This window comes from Wohlfahrtiimonas sp. XWW7 (genome assembly GCF_056716055.1).
This window is the reverse complement of the sequence record NZ_CP168032.1, coordinates 1,700,665-1,720,205: the sequence shown is the minus strand read 5'-3', so window position 1 is coordinate 1,720,205 and position 19,541 is coordinate 1,700,665. Positions and strand designations below refer to the sequence as shown.

Sequence of the window (19,541 nt, the reverse complement as noted above, 5' to 3'; positions counted from 1 at the left end):
TCCATTTTTAATTAATAATAGCTATTAAAGATTTAACTTAATCTCTAAAGTTATTAAATGCCAATGGCAAATCTTTAACTTTTTCTCTTAATATCGCCATCGCTTCTTGCAAATCATCACGCTTTTTACCGCTCACTCGAACGCTATCACCTTGGATTGCGGCTTGCACTTTCATTTTTTCATCTTTGATCACTTTTACGATCTTTTTAGCTTGATCTGTTTCAAGGCCAAATTTAATTGCGATGGATTGTTTGACGATCTTACCCGACTTTTCTGATTTTGCATTCAAATCTAAAAAGCGAATATCCACATTACGACGAGCCATTTTTGAAACCACAACATTCAGCACTTGTTCTAGCTGAAAATCACTGTCGCCATAAAGCACGATAGTTTTATCATTCAATTCACATTTGGCTTCAGTGCCTTTAAAATCAAAGCGCGTTTCAATCTCTTTGATTGATTGATCCATAGCATTGCGAACTTCAACCATATCTGGTTCCAGAACAATATCAAATGAAGGCATAATCAATTCCTTTTTTCTTAAAATTAAACGACCTTAGATGATATAGCAAAATCCCAAACCATGGCACAATCATTTCTATAATGTAAAAAGGGAGCTCAATAACTAGCTCCCTTTTGTATTCTATCTCTACTAACTATTAAACATTGGCCTTTTGATATGCCACACACATTGCGTGTAATTTATCTTTGAGTTGTAGTTTTTTCTTCTTCAAACCATCCAGCTCAATGTAGTCCATATGTTCTCTACCGCCTGTCACATCTGATATTTTATGATCCAAATTACTATGTTTCTCAAAAAGCTTGGCAAAATGCGCATTTTCAACTCTTAACTTAGAAATAATATCTCTATATTCTTGTAGCATAGAATCTCCTATCAATAGTGTGATACGAAACTCCACCATACCGAATTTATATTAAAATAGTATTTTGATATTTTTATGAGTGATCAAAATCAAATTTCACCCAATAAAAAAGCCTTAGCACCAATGATTTAGCGCTAAGGCTTGATACGATTTATACTACTTATAACTTACTTTTTTCAAACATCATTTCAGCAATGTTATGAGCATGATCACCAATTCTTTCTAAGTTAGATAATAGATCCGTATAAGTTAAACCTGCTTTCGCATTACATTCCAACTGGTTCAATCGATGAATGTGTTGCTTTCTTAAATAGCGCTCCATTTCATCAATTTCATCCTCCAATTCATAAACACGACGCGCTTTCGATAAATCACCTTTATCTAAGGCTTCTATCGACAATGCCACAGATTTAATGGTCAATTCAAACATCTCATAAACTTCATTGCGAGCAATATCACTCAATGTAATATTGCGCTCTAACATAAAGTTAATTTGTTCGATGATATTTTCTGAGTGATCACCAATTCGTTCAATATCACACACCAAATTCAACATCGCTTGTAACTCATTAGAATCTTGTGGCGTAATGGAATGAGGGAAAATCTTTACAAGATATTTCGTGATCTCTTCATCCAACAGATTAATATTTTTTTCCAAAATTTTTGCGAGTTCTGCATCATTAAGATTATTAGTTTTCAAATAAGACAAAGAAGCTTTCAAGCCATCCAAGCTTAAATTCCCCATATGAATGACCTCTTTTTTCGCTTGGCCGATTGCAATAGCTGGGGATTCTTCAATCAAAGTTTCGTCCAAATAGAGCGCAACTTTTTCTGCTTTCTTTTCATGCTCGGGCAACAATCTTGTCACTAAGTATGCCCACAAACCAATGAATGGTAATTGAATCAATGTATTTGTGATATTAAAAGTACCATGTGCAAATGCAATTTGCATTTTTGGTTCTAAATGTAAAAGCTCCGTTACCCAAATCATGAACTGAGTAAATGGCGCTAATAAAATCAAAAAGATCACAGTGCCCATAACATTAAACAATACATGCACAGCAGCCGCTCGTTTTGCGATCACACTTGCACCAATCGCCGCCAATACTGCGGTAATCGTTGTACCAATATTATCACCAAATAATACAGGCAATGCCGCGTCTAACGAGATTAAATTTTCTGCGTATAAACCTTGCAAAATACCGATGGTTGCACTGGATGATTGCACGATTAAAGTAAATACAGTACCCACAATCACACTTAAAATTGGGCTGTGGCTCATATCGAGAATCAATGAGGTAAATACAGGTAGATGTCTTAGTGGAGATAATCCACTGCTCATCAAATCTAAACCGATGAACAAACCACCAAAACCAAACAGCACTTGACCAAAATTTTGAATTTTTGCTGATCTAAAGAAGAATAACATCACTGAACCCATTAATAAGATTGGGTAAGCATACTCACCGATATCAATACCAATGATGAATGCTGTGATGGTTGTGCCGATGTTTGCACCCATAATAACGCCGATTGCTTGGCGTAATGTCATCAATCCTGCGCTCACTAAGCCGACTGTAATAACAGTTGTGCCCGAGCTTGATTGAATCAGAACCGTTACAAAAATACCCGCTAGGATGCCCATAAATGGGTTGGTCGTAAAACGATCTAAAATCGTACGCAAACGATTACCTGCTGATTTTTGTAAACCATCCCCCATAAATTTTATAGAGAAAAGAAATAAACCTAACCCACCTAAAAAATGGAAGAGTATCTGTTGCCAATCCATGCATTACCTCGAAATGAGTATGAAATACAATTTAAAAGTCCGCTATTCTAATATATTCTGAAGAATAATGGTTCATTATCCTCCATTTGATCATTTTATGATCTGCCATCGATCAAGATATCTTCGATATCATAACTCTCAGGATACTGATCAATTGTTGTGATTAATGTAGATATATTCGGGAATTTGGGCGATCAATCCATTTCATCATGACTCAATAATGCAATTTGATATTGATTGAATAGATCTGCTATAAAACTCATAATATTTTGCGCCCAAATAATATTCATTATCTGTATTATATAAATCATCCGAAAAACTTAGGAACATTCTATGATCGACTACATCATTCCAGCTCTCCTCATTGTTTCTGCGGTGAATTTAGCTTCAATGATTCCTGGCGGATTTGTTGAAATGAGAGATTTCAGTGCATATTCCAGCCTCGTATTAGGTCTATTCAATACATTTCTAACAATATTAGGATTAGGGAGCTTAATATTAGCATATTTATTTTTTACCAATTATTCAGGCTATCTCATCGCTATTTTGGTTGGCATGAGTTATATGATTGTCTATTTAATAGATCTTTTTAAAATTTTCCCAAAATCGCCTAAACCTATGTCAAAACTACTCATCCGTTTAGAATCATTAGGTACATTACTGGCTTTTATTCTCATTGCTGTTACGGCATATGCATGGATCAATATTGGTGATCAATCTCCTACACATTCTTCTATATCAATACTAACAATCATTTTAATATCTTTTACTGGCTTGATAATCATTGCTTTTTCAACCTATGCAGCCATCCATAAAAATAAAATTTAGTGAATAATGAATTATGAGCTTTCAATTAAACCCTAATCTAAAAAAATCATTACTAAAATTAATTTATGCTTCAACCATTATTGCATCATTAATTTTGATCGCAGACATCACACTGTTTGACATTCCCAATATCAATGGTGATCCTTTCGCTCGTAGCAATCAATTACAATTTTGGATCTGTATTTACTTCTTATTTGATTTCGTCATTTTATTCATGTTGGCGCAAAACAAAGTCAGCTATCTAAAACATTATGGCATACTGATTTTTGTCTCTATTCCTTATATCAATATCTTTGAATATTATGATTTAGCCATCTCTCACCAAAGCTTTTATCTATTAAAATTCTTACCCATTTTGCGTGGCACAATTGGCTTATTCTTACTTGCTAAGCTATTGATCAGCAATAAAATCACAGGATTATTTGTTTCCTATTTGGCACTATTTTTCTCCATTGCATATTTACAGACACTCATCTTCTTTGTGTTTGAAAATGGTATCAACCCTGATGTTAAAACCTATGGCGATGTGCTTTGGTGGGCTTCCATGACAGCCACAACATTAGGCTCTAACATTATTCCCATCACAACTGCTGGGAAAATCAGCACTGCAATTTTAGCCATTACAGGGATCACCATCTTCCCTATTTTCACAGTTTATGTCACAAGCATGGTGCAAAACCTCAACAACAAACATAAAACCACTGAATAGAAAATTGCCAAGCCAATATTGAATGCCTTGAAATCCTAAAATTCGTCCACATTTTAATTGGACGTAACTGAAACAATGAACAAGGAGTTCAAATGGAACAATATCGTGGCACCACGATCTGTGCTGTTAGACGTGGCAATGAAGTTGTCATCGGCGGCGATGGTCAAGTTTCTCTTGGCAATACTGTGATGAAAGGTAATGCGCGTAAAGTTCGCCGCTTATACAATGGTAAAGTGATCGCTGGCTTTGCAGGCGGCACAGCAGATGCATTCACACTGTTTGAACGCTTTGAAGCTAAATTAGAACAACACAATGGCCAATTGACACGCGCGGCTGTTGAATTGGCAAAAGATTGGCGTACTGATCGCCAATTGCGCCGCTTAGAAGCATTATTGATCGTTGCTGATCCTACAGCAATTCTTGTGATTTCAGGTAATGGCGATGTGATCGAGCCTGAACACAACATGGCAACCATCGGTTCTGGTGGCGCATTTGCACAAAGTGCAGCACTTGCCCTTTTAGACAATACCGAATTAGATGCAGAATCCATCGTGCGTAAAAGCTTAAATATTGCAGCAGATATCTGTATTTACACAAATCACAATCAAACGATTGAAAAATTAACGTTTTAGGAATTTATCATGAGTGAAATGACACCTAGAGAGATTGTCCAAGAATTGGATCGCTATATTGTTGGACAAAATGATGCAAAACGCGCTGTAGCGATTGCTTTGCGCAACCGCTGGAGACGTCAGCAAGTAACAGGTGATTTACGCAAAGAAATCACACCTAAAAACATCTTAATGATTGGACCAACAGGTGTTGGTAAAACTGAAATTGCTCGTCGCCTAGCAAGCTTGGCGAATGCACCATTCATTAAAGTTGAAGCAACAAAATTCACAGAAGTGGGCTATGTTGGCCGCGAAGTGGATTCCATCATTCGTGATTTAGTAGAAGCTGCCATTAAAAAAGCGCGTGAAGATGCCATCAAATTATCTCATCCAAAAGCTGAGGAAGCTGCCATCAACCGCATTTTAGATGTATTGATTCCGCGCCCGAAATCAGTAGGTTTTGATAATGAGCCTGATGCACCAAGCACAGATAACTCAACAACTCGTCAAAAATTCCGTGAAAAATTGGTTCGCGGTGAGTTGGATGACAAAGAGATCGAAATCGAATTAACACAAAAACATGCTTCTAGCATGAACATCATGACGCCGCCTGGCATGGAAGAGATGGCAGAACAATTGCAATCGCTATTCAGCCAAACAGGCAATGAACCAAAACATAAGCAAAAGTTGAAAATCAAAGATGCTTTAAAATTGGTTCAAGATGAAGAAGCACGCCGTTTAGTGAATGAAGAAGAAGTGAAGAAAGCTGCGATCGAAGCTGCGGAAAACACTGGCATCGTATTCATTGATGAAATTGATAAAGTTTGTCGCCGTGGTGAAAGCTCAGGTACAGACGTTTCTCGCGAAGGTGTTCAACGTGACTTATTGCCAATCATTGAAGGTAGCACAATTTCAACGAAATATGGTCCTGTAAAAACAGATCATATTTTATTCATCGCTTCAGGTGCTTTCCACTTGGCTCGCCCTTCTGATTTGATCCCTGAATTACAAGGCCGTTTGCCAATTCGTGTGGAATTGAGTGCATTGACTGCAAATGATTTTGAGCGCATTTTGAAAGAGCCATCATCAGCTTTGATCAAACAATACAAAGCATTGCTACAAACTGAAGAAGTTAACTTAGAATTCACAGATGGCGCAATTGCTGAAATCGCTAAGATTGCTTACAACGTGAATGAGAAAACTGAAAACATCGGTGCTCGCCGTTTACACACAATCTTGGAGCATTTGTTAGAGGAAATCTCTTTCACAGCATCTGATAAGAGCGGTGAAAATGTGACAATTGATGAAACAATGGTTAAAAACTCATTGGGCGAATTGTCTGACAATGAAGATTTGAGCAGATTTATCCTCTAATTCTCTGCTTTAAATAAACTCAATAAAAAACCTCGCAATGTGAACTGCACCCCAAAAGTTGGACACAACTTTGGGGTGTTTTTATATGGCGAAGTATTCTTTTGATTTCAAATTAAAAGTTGTTAAGTTTTATCAAAAAGGAAATGGATATAGCTCTACAGCTGATCATTTTAATATTGATCACTCCACCGTTAAAAAGTGGGTCAAAGCTTATCAGTATCATGGTCAATCAGGGATTCAGCCAAGAACAACAAAACGATTATATTCTGCTGAATTCAAATATTATGTATTGAAGTTTATGTCAGATCATTATTACTCTGCCCGCGAAGCGGCTTCATATTTTAATATTCCAGCATTTACTTCTATATTAGAATGGCAATCACTGTTTAAAGAAGGTGGTTTGAGTGCACTTGAACCACGTCAAAAAGGAAGACCTAAAAAGATGAGATTGCCCAAAAAACCTGATAATCGCACTGAACAAGAAAAGTTGATAGATCAACTTCAAGCTGAATTAGCCTATCTTCGTGCGGAGAATGATGTGTTAAAAAAGTTTCAGGAATTGGACGAGAAGGAAGAAGCGCTCAGGCGCAAACAATCATCGCAGAAGAACTCAAAGTAAAGCATTCATTGTCATCGTTACTGAAAATCATGAATCTAGCCAAAAGCACTTATTACTATCATAAGGCAGTATTGGCTAAGCCTGATTCAGATGAAAGCCTTAAAGCAAGGATAACAGCCCTTTTTCATGAGCATAAAGGTCGATATGGTTATCGTCGCATCACTGCGATATTACAAAAAGATTTCCCCATTAACCATAAAAAAGTTCAAAGAATCATGCGATTACTGAATCTTAAATCTTTAGTAAGACCGAAGAAATACCAATCTTATAAAGGAAAAGTTGGAAAAATAGCGAAGAATATTTTGAAGCGTAATTTTAAGGCTCAAAGGCCCAACCAAAAATGGGTAACAGATGTCACAGAGTTTAAAGTGAACGGTGAAAAGCTGTATTTATCTCCGATTTTAGATCTATATAATCAGGAAATTATTAGCTATGAAGTTGCTAAAAACTCCAAATATGAGTTGGTGGGTAAAATGCTGAATAAGGCATTGAAGCATTTAAAGTTACATAAGAAAGGACGCAAGAAACTGATTTTACATTCTGATCAAGGTTGGCAATATCAAATGAAACAGTACCAACAATCTTTAAAAGATCACAAAGTTAGACAAAGCATGTCACGCAAAGGCAATTGCTATGATAATGCTGTGATTGAGAACTTCTTTGGTGTTTTGAAATCAGAGCTATTTCATGTGAAAAAATTTGAATCTATCGATCAATTAGAGAAAGAGATTCATGAGTACATCGATTATTACAATAATGATCGAATTAAGCTCAAACTAAAAGGACTGAGTCCGATAGAATATCGAAATCAGTCCTTGTCTTTATAATTTATAAACTGTCCAAGTTTATGGGGTCAGTTCAATGCGAGGTTTTTTATTTAAATTAAAGGTTTTTTATTCCAAGAAACTTTAAATGCGAAGTTTTGAGCATCTAATTTTAAAAACATAGAGTCTTTAATAACTTCTTGAATTTTTAACTCATACTTCTTGATTTCATCAATTGATATAAAAATTTGTTTTTCAAAAGAGGAATATAACTTAATAACATTTTGTATTGAGTCATTCGCCATATTTTTTAATAGTAAACTATCATGTATCATACATGGTAAACATGTTTCCTCTAAAAAGGTTAAATCTAATGCTATAAGGTTTCCATAGTTTTTTCCCGTTCCGCTATCATCTCCGGCATCAAATTCATAATTTTTACTGCCTAGAGTAAATTTAGGCACAATTGGATTATCTAAATAGATTTCTGATATAAATCTAGCGAGACCATTATTTACTATACAATTAATCCTTTCATACGCGGAAACAAGGATATTATCAATTTCTTCCTTAATACCAGAAATATTAGACTTAATGCATTCTAATTTATTATAAAATTCATTTTCTTTCAAAATTTTATCTTTTTCTCTGACAATTTCTGTAAATTCTTTTAATAGGCTCTTAAGCTTATTATTTCCATCGATTTGATTGAATTGTTGATTTATATTTTCTAGCTCTGTTTCAACACGCTCTAATTCATTTACAAAAACTGCATTCTCTTCTTTAAGCTTTTCTTTCATTATCTTGATAATGCCATGATGAAAACTATCAATCTCTAACAATCGATCCATATTAATAGTCGGAAAAATTTCAATTAAATCTCTATAATCCTTTTGTAATTTACTTGGTAAATATCCCAAGCTTTGATTTGATCTAGATATAAATTTCTTCAAACGAAATTGTTGCTCAACTAAGTCATTTTTTGCGTTCATCAATTCAATATTTCGATTATTTAAGATTTTCTGAATATCAGCAACCCCTTCTTTCATTGATTCTTCAATATCTTGAGATAATTTTTCTAGTACATGCAACTTACTTTCATTCTTATTATATGTAGTTTTGTTAATTTTAAATACTGCGCCAGAGTTAAAAGTACCTTCGACAGCTTTTTTATCATTTTCTTTTAATTTTAAATCATTTTCTAGATTTTCAATAATATTATACGAATTAAATAATTTTAAAATTCTTTTACGGACCATTAGCCATGATTCAGCTGACACCGCATTTAATGGCTTATCAAGATTATAATTATTTCTTTGTGAAACTCTGAAAAATGGGCTAACACACTCTCTAAAAGATAAACTATATTGATCTAAGCCATACATTTTTCTTAAAAACTCACAATATTCTATTAAAGAAAAATCAACATCCTGATCAATAAAATGAATAATATTAGAATCATTAGTATTCAGCCTAAAAGAGTATACTTTATCAAATTCAAATTCTACTAAAAGCTCCAAATGCCCCACATTCTTAATAACATCACTGCACTTTTCTAAAAAATCTCCCCCACCAAAAACATAATCAATCAACATTAAAATAGATGATTTTCCAATAGAATTGTGGGCGTCATCTGCACCAACAACAGCATTTAAACCCTTCTTAAATTTTAATGGTGTATTAAGTATTTTGTCACAACTTATACTCTTAAGCATTGGTTATTATTCCTGTTTTCATATCTAAAATAATTTTTTCTGTTACAAATAATATCTCGAGTGCATCAATAAAATCAGTAATATCTAAAAATTTTGATTTATTGGCTTTGTACAAGTCTAGAACTGTAATTCCTTGCCCAATATTTTTCATTAAAAATATTGATTTATACACACTACTCTCAGATACAGGTATTAATTTATTTGGAAGTTGCATTTGAGAATACCTCACAATTTTGAATAAAAAATGCAACTAGTATTTCTGCCTTTGCAAAATCATTTAAAGAAGCGCTATGCATCAACCATTCACATATTTCTTTAAATATTATTTTTTGATTATTCTCTCGTTCAGATACCATAAAATAATACTGTCTAATTTGTAAAAATATCATCATCATGCTATTAGAGTGTTCTTTTTCTATATTTTTAAATGCATTCTGAACTGGAAGATAAAAATCTGTAATTAAAGAATTAACTTTAGATTTATATATGTTACCTAGAGAAGCATCTATTTTGCTATTAATATCTACGGCAGTATATGATAGTGTCAGATCTGAATCTATTTCATCTAGGTTAGACAAAGCTTCAACAACCTTTGAAATATCTTGATGTAATAATTGTCCATTCCATGATTTAATAAGATCATTTCTTATTAAAATATTTTTCTTGATTTCATACAGCTCTCTGTAGTCTTCTACATTTATATCCGTATCAAATATTTTATGGCAATCAAAACATAAAGGAATCATATTCTCAATGCTATCAATATCATCAGATAATTTTTTTTCATCGCTAAATATTTCTTTTTGATGATCAGTCGCATTTAGAGGATAAATGTGTGCAACTTCAAATAAAACTATCTGTTTATTATTATTTTTGCCCATCAAACGTTTACTACATTTAGGGCACTTACCAGCAACCTCTGTAAGTAAAGTCATTTTTTCATTATATGTAACATTTCTTCTTTTATTTGCCATTCTATTAATATTCCAATTAAATAATGTATTTAATTAATCTATCAATTTTACCTGATAAAAATAAATATGCACAAAAAACCACAAAAGCTATTGCTAACTTTTGTGGTTTATAAGAGTTTAATCAGATTTATTAGAAATTCTCTGAATTTTCCAATTGTTTCACTTTAGTATCCAATTGATCTTGGATCTCTTCCACTAACTCCTTATCATTTTCTTCTTCGGCGGCTTCTAATTTTGCTTCATCCACCAAACATTCAGGGTTATAAATAGAAATCACTTCTTGACCATTTTTATCTTCAGTCACAATGTATTGCATGCCGCTAAAATTCATTTTGTGGCACATTCTCTGATACCAGCCTGCAAAGCCTGTTTTTGCTTCATTTGGATTATGATAATAAGCATTCATCACGCCAGGCAATCCTAAACCACAAACTAAACCTGACAATAATACACATGTAAATGTATAACCAATCAAAATACTGCTGTATTGCGATAACTCAGGGATATTAGCAACGGCTAAAATCAATGCCAATGAAATACCGCCACGAACGCCGCCCCAAGATAAAATCGCTAAACTGCCGTGATAACTCTTTTTTCTCACTGATCTAAAAGGCACAAATGCTAAATAGTTCCCTGCAAAACGTGATAAGTGCAAGATAATGAATGCAACGATACCGCCTAACAATAGATCTGTATTGAAATCAATAATAAATAATTCCATACCAATCAATGTGAACAAGAATGAGTTAATGATGCCTTCGACTGTATGCCAAAAGTGATTGATTTCATCTATCTCTTGCTCTTTTAAAATATCTTGCCAACGATTACCTACAATCAAACCACCCACAACACAAGCAATCGGACCAGATGCATGTGCATACAAAGCCACAAGATAAGAACCTGTTGCTAAAAATGCCGTTGATAAAATCAACGATTCCATTTCATGCTTACCTTTTAAAAGCTTTAATACAAACAAACCAAAAATTACACCAATGATAACCGCGACAACAATCTCATACGCTAAAGTTGCGAAAAAATCTTCTACTGTAAACTGCCCACCTTTCACAATTGCCAAGATACTCATGAATAAAGCGATACACACAGCATCATTGAACAATGATTCACCTTCTAATTTCACCATTAAGTGATGCGGTGCTTTCACTGAGCTTAAAACACCTTTAATGCCGATCGGATCTGTCGCACCCAACGCAGAACCAAGCAATAATACCACCAACCAAGTGACTGGCTCACCTGTCACCATTTGATAACCATAAAGCCCAGAACCAAAGAAAACAGCACATAAAACTAATGCAAGACTAGCTAAAATCGCTATAGGCTTAAAATGAGTTCTCAAATCAGAGATACGAAACTTCAATGCTGACGATGTCAAAATAAAACAGATCACCCCATTGATTAAAAAATTGTAGAAATCAATGCTACGCACAGCAGCTTCTATTTCATGAATATTGATCTTAATGTAATCATTACTGCCAAATAAGCTCACCGTCCATTGTAATAAAAATACAAAAATCGCAGAAACAATTGGCACACCAATTGCTGCGGGTAAACCTAATACACGCTTATTAAATAGCGTTGTCGCGATGGAGAGTAGAAAAACTACTGTAAATATTTGTAAAAAAACAAAGCTTCCCATAATTATACTTAGTACCTATTGTTATAAATGCCGTAATTATAAGCGGTGAAGCTTTAAGTGCATAAATAATTTTTCAAATATCCGATATTTTTCTCGATTTATTTGCGTGATGTAAATTTATACAAAATTAACATCAACTTGTTTGTGTAATTTCTGAACAAATAATGCTGTTAATAATACAAACGTGCTTGATAATAACGCAACCATAAAGCCTGTATGCACATCATATTCATCAATCACAAAGCCTACGATTGCTGCACCCAAAGCGACACCAATGCCCAAACCTGATAACAACCAAGTTAAACCTTCTGTAAGCTGTTCATCTGGTACATTTTCTTCAATTAAGCTCATCGCTGTGATTAATGTTGGTGAGAAAAAGAAACCTGCAATAAATACTGTTACAGAAAGCGACGCAATATTCCACACCAATAACAGCGGCCAAGTTGATACTAAAGTGGCAATAGCAGTCATCATCAAACGCTTTACGAGCGATAATTTAAACTGCATCATACCAAAGAGCAATCCTGCAACACATGAACTCACAGCATAAAATGATAAGACTAAACTTGCGGATGCGGGAATATTCTGTGCTTTAGCAAAGGCAACGCTCGCCACATCAATCGTACCAACAATAATGCCTAAAAATACCATTAACAAAGTTAAAGTTTTCACCATCGTTAATCGAAAAACTGAACTCGAATAGATTTCTATAGGTTTGACCGCAGGCTCCGTTTGCTTTTGCATCACAAAAGCTGTGACACCAATTGCTAGAAATACCATTGCTAATAATGGGCCCGCTTGTGGAAATAAAGCAACGCATAATCCCACTGATAATGGTGGACCAACAATAAAACAGACTTCATCCAATACACTTTCAAATGCATATGCCGTTTGTAATTCTGGTCGGCCACGATAAATTTCCGTCCAACGCGCACGAACCATAGCTGACATGCTTGGTGTAAATCCCCCCAATATTGCAAAGACAAACAGCAACCACGAAGGCAATGACCAATAAGCAACTGCCAACAAACTCAAAATGCTCACAATAGCAATCAACGATGCATAAGGCAGAATATTACTCTGCCCTTTTCGATCAACGGCTCTTGAAATTCGTGGTGAAAGAATGGCACAGCTCAATGTAAATACCGCAGCAACACTGCCAGCTAAGGTATAACTTGCATCCATTTCAGAGAGCATTGTAATGATGCCGATTGCTGTCATAGAAACTGGTAATCTCGCCAATAATCCTGCTAAAACAAAGCCTTTAGCACCTGGCGTTTTCAATAAAGCGGCATAAGAAGCCATAAATAAATCCTCAAAATTGTTTACTTACATACGTGGCGTATGTTCAATCGGATTGTATTTGCATACGCCACGTATGTCAATTACAATGTTATAAATTTTTTAGATGGATTCGAGATGAAAAAAACCACAAATGTACGTACTCAACTGATGGAAGATACACAACATAAATTAATATCTGCGGCAAGAATTGCCTTTGCAGAACAAGGTTATGCCAATACTTCAATGGATGAGTTCACTGCAGCTGTAGGTTTAACGCGCGGAGCAATTTATCATCACTTTGGCAGTAAAAAAGGGCTATTTGCTGAGGTTGTTAAGCAGATCGATGCAGAAATTGATGCGCAATTACTTAATATTTCCAACAATGCAAAAGATCCGTGGGAAGGCTTATATCAACGGGGTAAAGCCTATTTAGAAATGGTTTTGGATCCTGAAATTCAGCAGATTTTATTGATTGATGCAAAATCTGTATTGGGCAGCGAGCTCTCCAAAATCCAAATGCAATGCATAGAATCTGTAGAGCAACTTTTAAAAAAAGGCATGGATAATAGCGATATTCAATTAACCAATGCTACAACTTTAGCGGTATTCATTAATGGCTCGCTGACAGAAGCAGCTTTTTGGATCGCCAATGATGAAAAGCCCCAAGCACGATTACCTGAGGCGATTGATTGTTGGACTGTATTAATGAATGGCTTAAAAATTAAAAACTGATTGCTTGATCCAAAAATTCAAAAGGAATCATAGATTGGATGATGGATTTAAACTCTTCTTTGCTGAGATAACCTACATATTCATTGTTTTCAAATGTTTGGATCTCGCGCGCTAAAATCTCTTTGAGTTTTTCAAATTGCTCTTCTAACAAATAAGGCTGATGCGCCAATAAAGATTGATGCAAAGCTTCTTTAATGGAAAACTTTTCATCTTCTAAATCAAAAAAGCTTAAATCTGTTAATGCTTCTAAAAAATGCCTGAAAATAAAGTCCACAAAGTTTTTCGCTAAATATGTATATTCATTATAATCATGTGGGAGATAAATCACGACAGGATCGATGCCATCGCTATCTTCTTTCGGATAAGCCATACAGTAATAATCGCCCGCGCCACTCATTGCAAAAGGAATGCATGTGAATTCTTCAGGGGAAAAATCATCATTCACCCATTCAGCAACTTCTGCAATACTGTTATCTTCGATTAATTCAAATTCATTGCTCAAAAATAATAGTGTTGGATGCTTTAAGCGCTCTCTATAATATGTGCCATACCACATGGAACCATATTTGCCTGTGTTCAATAAACCATCTTGGCATAATCTCAAATACACTTCTGGCAATTGTACGCCATAAATTGCTTCGACCGATTCCAGATGCTGAATATCCATTTTAAAATATAAACCTTATGTCTTTGATTAAATTAATGGCAGAGCATTATACGCCGATTAATATTAAAGTGTATTTTGAATTAATGTCCCCAATAAATCACTTCATTCGCTTCGATTCTTTTAGGCACTGACCATTTAAACAGCATCTTCAATAAGCGATCATTACTCAATGTGCTATCACGCTTTTGATTCCTTGAAAGAATCGTTTTTTCATCCGCTTCTAAATAGATAATTTTAACGCTCGCATTATAAGCATAGAGCAAATTCAAGGCTTTCTCTCGCATCTCTTTCGATAAATGCGTAGCATTCCATACAAATGGCTCTTTTTTACGAAGCCATACTTTCACTTGATCCTGCACATAATGTGTCACCATGCCTTCGTTTTCACCATGGCGCAATTTCAAATGTGCACGCGCATCATCATACGAAACCACAGGCAAACCTTTGCAATGCTTTTCCACCCAATGATTTTTCCCACTCGCAGGCAAGCCCGCCATCAGAATGACTTCGCTACCGCCTTCATTGAACAACGGGAAATCAGGCTGAACATTCGCACCACGAAAATAATGCACGCGCGTATGATCATCCACAAATTGCTTCGGTTGATGCAACAGATCATGCTCTTCACAAAACAAGCAAAATAGCTCTATTTCATCGAGCATTTGCGCTTTATGCTCATAATCCCTGCCCTGCATATCCGCTTTTGCCAATAAATATAAATACCACAAGGAAACATCCCAAGATAAACGATTGACCACAAAAATAGGATCTTCTCGCTGATCATCACTCAATATCCAAAATGGCAATTGATGCACTTCGATGAGATTGCAAATCGCCTCTCGGATTGCAAATGGCACTTGTAATCGCCATAAAATAATCCGAGCATCGAGCATGCCACGTTTAGAATGACCTGGTTGACGAATGCGCCCAGAATCAGTATCAATCACCGTTGTATCTGGTTTTGCAATGTCATGCAACAGCGCAGCCATGAACAAAATAAACTGTGCTTCTTCCGATTCCTCTTGAAAATTTTCATCATTCAATAAAGCATTCATCACTAATTCTGTGTGAATCCAAACATTGCCTTCACCATGAAAATAAGGATCTTGTGGGCAATCTTTCAATGCATATAAATCAGGGATAATTTCTGCAAAATTATCGAGATTAAATGCTGTATCAATCGCAGTTCTCACCGATTGATATAAATTTTTATAATTGCCTTTTACTGTGAGCAAGGACATAAAAGCTCCTCCATAGAAACAGTGTGTTGCCAAAACTCTGTGATGTGCGGAGCGAAAATATCCACATTGCTACGCAATTGATTCGGAATAAAATCCTGCAAAGCGTGATGCTGTTTGGCATCCATGATCGCTTGCACAAAGTCATGACGAACCCATTTAATGCGGTCAATCGTTTCTTTTGCCGTTTCCACTTTGAGATATAAACCTTCCATCAATAACGATGGATCACATTGCGATTGTGATCGCGCAAGATCAAAGCCTTCCCTTTTCACAATGCTTTCAAACACAGTTTGGCATTCTGCTGTTTTGGCTAAGGATTGCGTCACATTTTCCAATAAATCTTTTAAAGATTTCGGTGCAAAGCCAGCATATAACACAGGCACAGATAAAACTGGGCCATCTTTTAATAATAGTGCGCGTTCATAAGTGGATAAAAAGCATTGTTGCTTGCGATCCCAAATATCGAACTCACAGAAATAATGAGGCAAATGATCATAAAAAATTGAGTGCTTTTTATGTAACCATTCCCCAAATAAAATATAACGATCTTCCAATCGATCCAATAACCACAACTCGTGCGCAACTGCCCATTGTTTAAATAGATTAAACTGGCGCTCTCGTCCGCCACCTGTTAGATAATGCCCACGGGATTGCAAGCGCAATTCCCCTTGATTAGAGAAACTAATGGCAGCATTGCCACCATCGAGCTTTTCTTCCACAATGATCCATTGACCAATTAAGCTTCGATACGGCATTTGATCATGATCTGTGTCGCCATTTTGCAGGCGCGAGCTTTCTAAATGTTTTGTGCGTGGATATTTGATGAAATCTGATTGAAAATCGTCTGAATTATGATTGTGTCTCATATTTATTCTCCAATGATATGGAATAAAAAATGACAACAATTCACCTTCAAACGTAAAATTTGAATGTATCGATAGATATTAGATTTTTTACAATCAATTTGAATAAATTGGTGTCGGTATTATGCGTTGATTAAAGCCACGAGCATTGGTATCACCTTTTTAGTTGGTTCTTCTTGGTGAAGATACGTTGAATAAATAAGAGTGCGCATTATTCACATTTGGGAAACGGTTGTCAAATTTGGATAACCTTAAACCTCAAATGTTGATAAATCACCATTCAGCGTAAAATTGCAAGAGACAAAAATACCCTCAGAATTTGGCACATAATGATCGATTAATTTTGTGCTACCTAACATAATGATAGATCGATTGGATAATTGATCTTGACATGCATATTGAACATAATCACAACGATCATTAGCACCATTCATAACATGATATAAATCCAATGTCTGTCCATTCATCACAATATCTTTTTTACCATGATTATGTGCAATCACCACATCATCGTTAATATGTTCTTGTGTCAATTCATAGATATAATATGGCAATATCTTAAGCCTAAAACCTACCATTAACTGCCGTGCAACCTTATACAATCCATTGTGTTTTTCTGGCGACATATTCACAAAATAAAATGCAGATGAAATTGAGCGTAAATTTTCGTGCAATAACTGATAAATCAAGGCTGGAATCTGTTTAAACTGTGCGGTTGGTAAAATTTTGAGATCACAAATGTACCAAACTTTCTGCCCTTCTATTACTCGTAGAACACAACATACAGAGCCAACCATTGATCCCGATAATTCTACGACATAAAAATATGGCTGCCCTAATTGCTCAAAATATGAAAAATAATCATAATCTTGCGAGCCAAAACCATGTCGAATCAAAAATTCAGCTTCGCCTAAAGGATAAGTAAAAGCATATTCCATAGCTTGTAATCGCTTGGAATATTCTGCCCTCAAAGCTTGATCAGTAAGATCAAGCTTGATTAAAGAGACATTATTCATATTTATATCCTACAATCACTTCTTCATAAAAATAGCTACTATCTATTTCATTCTTTTCTGAAAAACCTGCATTTTTAACAATATTCTTTAAATCATAATCGCCCAATAATTTACGAATAATGAGTAATCCGCCAATATTCAGCCGTTGATAAGCTTTTGCCACCAATGCTTGCAATATTTCTGGCTCAACCCAATCACCGATATTGGATAGGTCTATCACATCTACGTGCTCATCATTTGCTGCCATTTGATCAAAAACATCAACATCGTTCACATAATGAATCAACGGTACAATGGATTTATTTTCCATCAATAAATGTGATGCTGTTTTATAGTTAAATGGCTCATTAGATAAAATATTGCGGATATTTTGCTCACCAAAAGAACCAGTTTCAAAAGTAGATAAAAACACTTGGCAGAAATGTTCTGCAAAATCTTTTTGCGTATATTTGACTGCATTATCTGTAAAAATAACGGATAAATTGTGGCGACTGAAAATATCCTTCACCGCAAAGTGTAATTTCTCTTTTAAAATCTTGCCTGTTTGTCTAAAAATTATCTGTTCTGATTGTGTAAAACGCTCTCGCAAATGCTTAAAAATTCGTTCAAACTTCCCTTGAGAAGATTCTGTTAATATCTTTGAATAGTCTGTTTTTCCTTGCAAATGCGCCAATTTATCTATCAACAATTGATATTGATGTGCATTCATATCAAGCGCCATGATATTCATCGCTTGCGGCAATTGTAAATATCTCAAAATATTTTCACCACCAGAACAGATAGTAAGAATGTTCAATATTTCACGATCTTCTAATTGAGCCAATGCGCGCAATGCCACATCACCATCTTCCCTCAAATAATAAAAAGCAATGGGATCTTGTGCGATTGCTTGCACTTCTTGTTCAGTGAAAACGACCATGCCATTCATCACAGCAATGAACTGCTTTTGTGCCTGAGAGAACAATTCAAATGTCTTTTCATAATCGGCTGAATCATCGTAATGTAAAGCAATTTCAAATAAATCTTTACCATGATCCCAATCTAATACAGCATGTTTGCTGTAATGCCCTTGCTCATTGTGCAATGATAATGTTTCAATATGTTCCGCTAATTTCTCGCTGATTGGTGCATATAAATACTCAATCGCCGCCAATTGGCACGCTAAAGCATGAACATTTTTTAGCTCAAACCAGCTTGTGATCCACTCTTCAATCCATGGATTATGGCTGAGGAGATAGTTTTCACCTGCAATGGCCGTTAAATATTGATGAAATGTATTGATATGAAAACAATTAGCATCGCCATTGCCGTGTTCTTCCCAAATATTTTCCGCGAGGCTTAAACGCACGGAAGGTTCCTCAATCATAGATGCTAAGTAACATAATGCACGCGGAAATGCTTTCACTGCAAAGTAAAAAGGAATCTGAGAGCGAGAAAATTCCTCCTGAGTTGAATCTCTCATAAACTGGGCATAATGATCAAAATGTTTGAAATTATTTAATGTTGTATCTATCGCTTTTTGGATCATCATTTTATTCTCCATTTTCAATTAAACATTGTTTACATTAAAACGATATTAATCTTTTAATTAAAATAAAACAATGATTATTTTAAATCAGAATATTAAAAAATCCCGATAAAATAAAATCTATACAACCTTATTGCCCCATGAAGCCTAGATTAGGCTATTTGATTATGATATTGCTGCCACTAGCATTGCATCACTTTTTTGTTGTTTTTTAGTGAGGATACATTGAATCCATAAATCCGCGTTATTCACATTTGGGGATGGGTTGTCAAATTTGGATATAGCTAAT

General features: G+C 35.2%; 19 protein-coding genes. 6 read left to right on the top strand and 13 right to left on the bottom strand.

The genetic code is table 11. The features are described 5' to 3' along the window. Positions 1–37: 37 nt before the first annotated feature. From ACA100_RS08290 to ACA100_RS08280, 3 genes are all read right to left on the bottom strand, one after another. Complete coding sequence (locus ACA100_RS08290; protein ID WP_481077234.1) at positions 38–523, bottom strand: YajQ family cyclic di-GMP-binding protein; 486 nt, start codon at positions 521–523, stop codon at positions 38–40. A gap of 136 nt (positions 524–659) precedes the next feature. Further along, positions 660–884: an HP1242/YdcH family protein gene (locus ACA100_RS08285; protein WP_481077233.1), complete on the bottom strand. Its 225-nt coding sequence runs from the start codon at positions 882–884 to the stop codon at positions 660–662. 160 nt (positions 885–1,044) lie between these two features. Then, on the bottom strand, positions 1,045–2,673 hold the full coding sequence (locus ACA100_RS08280) for a Na/Pi cotransporter family protein (RefSeq protein ID WP_481077232.1): 1,629 nt from the start codon (positions 2,671–2,673) through the stop codon (positions 1,045–1,047). Positions 2,674–3,006: 333 nt separating this feature from the next. Between ACA100_RS08280 and ACA100_RS08275 the strand changes: the two genes are divergently transcribed. The 5 genes from ACA100_RS08275 to ACA100_RS08255 all read left to right on the top strand — a co-directional run bounded on the left by ACA100_RS08275 (position 3,007) and on the right by ACA100_RS08255 (position 7,641). Then, positions 3,007–3,501: a DUF8051 family protein gene (locus ACA100_RS08275; protein ID WP_481077231.1), complete on the top strand. Its 495-nt coding sequence runs from the start codon at positions 3,007–3,009 to the stop codon at positions 3,499–3,501. Positions 3,502–3,514: 13 nt separating this feature from the next. Beyond that, positions 3,515–4,210, top strand: coding sequence for an ion channel (locus tag ACA100_RS08270; protein WP_481077230.1), 696 nt, complete (start codon positions 3,515–3,517; stop codon positions 4,208–4,210). Positions 4,211–4,302: 92 nt separating this feature from the next. Next, positions 4,303–4,842: an ATP-dependent protease subunit HslV gene (gene hslV, locus ACA100_RS08265; protein ID WP_481077229.1), complete on the top strand. Its 540-nt coding sequence runs from the start codon at positions 4,303–4,305 to the stop codon at positions 4,840–4,842. Positions 4,843–4,851: 9 nt separating this feature from the next. Continuing rightward, on the top strand, positions 4,852–6,195 hold the full coding sequence (gene hslU, locus ACA100_RS08260) for an ATP-dependent protease ATPase subunit HslU (protein ID WP_481077228.1): 1,344 nt from the start codon (positions 4,852–4,854) through the stop codon (positions 6,193–6,195). Positions 6,196–6,280: 85 nt separating this feature from the next. Continuing rightward, a protein-coding gene (locus ACA100_RS08255) for an IS3 family transposase (protein ID WP_481076906.1) occupies positions 6,281–7,641 on the top strand; the annotation gives its coding sequence in 2 pieces (ribosomal slippage) (positions 6,281–6,761 and positions 6,761–7,641; 1,362 coding nt in all). 50 nt (positions 7,642–7,691) lie between these two features. Here the strand turns inward: ACA100_RS08255 and ACA100_RS08250 are convergent. The 5 genes from ACA100_RS08250 to ACA100_RS08230 form a co-directional block, all read right to left on the bottom strand. Then, the gene (locus tag ACA100_RS08250; protein WP_481077227.1) at positions 7,692–9,293 is read right to left on the bottom strand and encodes a DUF2326 domain-containing protein; all 1,602 of its coding nucleotides are present in this window, start codon (positions 9,291–9,293) and stop codon (positions 7,692–7,694) included. Next, positions 9,286–9,507: an ABC-three component system middle component 7 gene (locus tag ACA100_RS08245; protein WP_481077226.1), complete on the bottom strand. Its 222-nt coding sequence runs from the start codon at positions 9,505–9,507 to the stop codon at positions 9,286–9,288. Before ACA100_RS08245 ends, ACA100_RS08250 begins: the two co-directional genes overlap by 8 nt. Beyond that, positions 9,491–10,267: an ABC-three component system protein gene (locus ACA100_RS08240; RefSeq protein ID WP_481077225.1), complete on the bottom strand. Its 777-nt coding sequence runs from the start codon at positions 10,265–10,267 to the stop codon at positions 9,491–9,493. Before ACA100_RS08240 ends, ACA100_RS08245 begins: the two co-directional genes overlap by 17 nt. Positions 10,268–10,397: 130 nt before the next feature. After that, positions 10,398–11,921: a cation:proton antiporter gene (locus ACA100_RS08235; protein ID WP_481077224.1), complete on the bottom strand. Its 1,524-nt coding sequence runs from the start codon at positions 11,919–11,921 to the stop codon at positions 10,398–10,400. Between the two features lie 117 nt (positions 11,922–12,038). Further along, positions 12,039–13,226 carry an MFS transporter gene (locus tag ACA100_RS08230; RefSeq protein ID WP_481077223.1) on the bottom strand — a complete coding sequence of 396 codons (1,188 nt, stop codon included), beginning with the start codon at positions 13,224–13,226 and terminating at the stop codon, positions 12,039–12,041. A gap of 114 nt (positions 13,227–13,340) precedes the next feature. Here ACA100_RS08230 and ACA100_RS08225 point away from each other — a divergent pair, with 114 nt between their 5' ends. Then, on the top strand, positions 13,341–13,937 hold the full coding sequence (locus ACA100_RS08225) for a TetR/AcrR family transcriptional regulator (protein ID WP_481077222.1): 597 nt from the start codon (positions 13,341–13,343) through the stop codon (positions 13,935–13,937). Here the strand turns inward: ACA100_RS08225 and ACA100_RS08220 are convergent. From ACA100_RS08220 to ACA100_RS08200, 5 genes are all read right to left on the bottom strand, one after another. Continuing rightward, on the bottom strand, positions 13,927–14,604 hold the full coding sequence (locus tag ACA100_RS08220) for an SMI1/KNR4 family protein (RefSeq protein ID WP_481077221.1): 678 nt from the start codon (positions 14,602–14,604) through the stop codon (positions 13,927–13,929). The genes ACA100_RS08225 and ACA100_RS08220 overlap by 11 nt on opposite strands. A gap of 80 nt (positions 14,605–14,684) precedes the next feature. Beyond that, positions 14,685–15,845, bottom strand: coding sequence for an AAA family ATPase (locus ACA100_RS08215; protein ID WP_481077220.1), 1,161 nt, complete (start codon positions 15,843–15,845; stop codon positions 14,685–14,687). Next, positions 15,827–16,711: an RNA ligase family protein gene (locus ACA100_RS08210; protein WP_481077219.1), complete on the bottom strand. Its 885-nt coding sequence runs from the start codon at positions 16,709–16,711 to the stop codon at positions 15,827–15,829. The genes ACA100_RS08215 and ACA100_RS08210 overlap by 19 nt, the downstream gene beginning before the upstream one ends. Before the next feature lie 248 nt (positions 16,712–16,959). Continuing rightward, complete coding sequence (locus tag ACA100_RS08205) at positions 16,960–17,724, bottom strand: hypothetical protein (protein ID WP_481077218.1); 765 nt, start codon at positions 17,722–17,724, stop codon at positions 16,960–16,962. Then, on the bottom strand, positions 17,717–19,255 hold the full coding sequence (locus ACA100_RS08200) for a DUF3419 family protein (protein ID WP_481077217.1): 1,539 nt from the start codon (positions 19,253–19,255) through the stop codon (positions 17,717–17,719). The genes ACA100_RS08205 and ACA100_RS08200 overlap by 8 nt, the downstream gene beginning before the upstream one ends. Positions 19,256–19,541 lie beyond the last annotated feature (286 nt).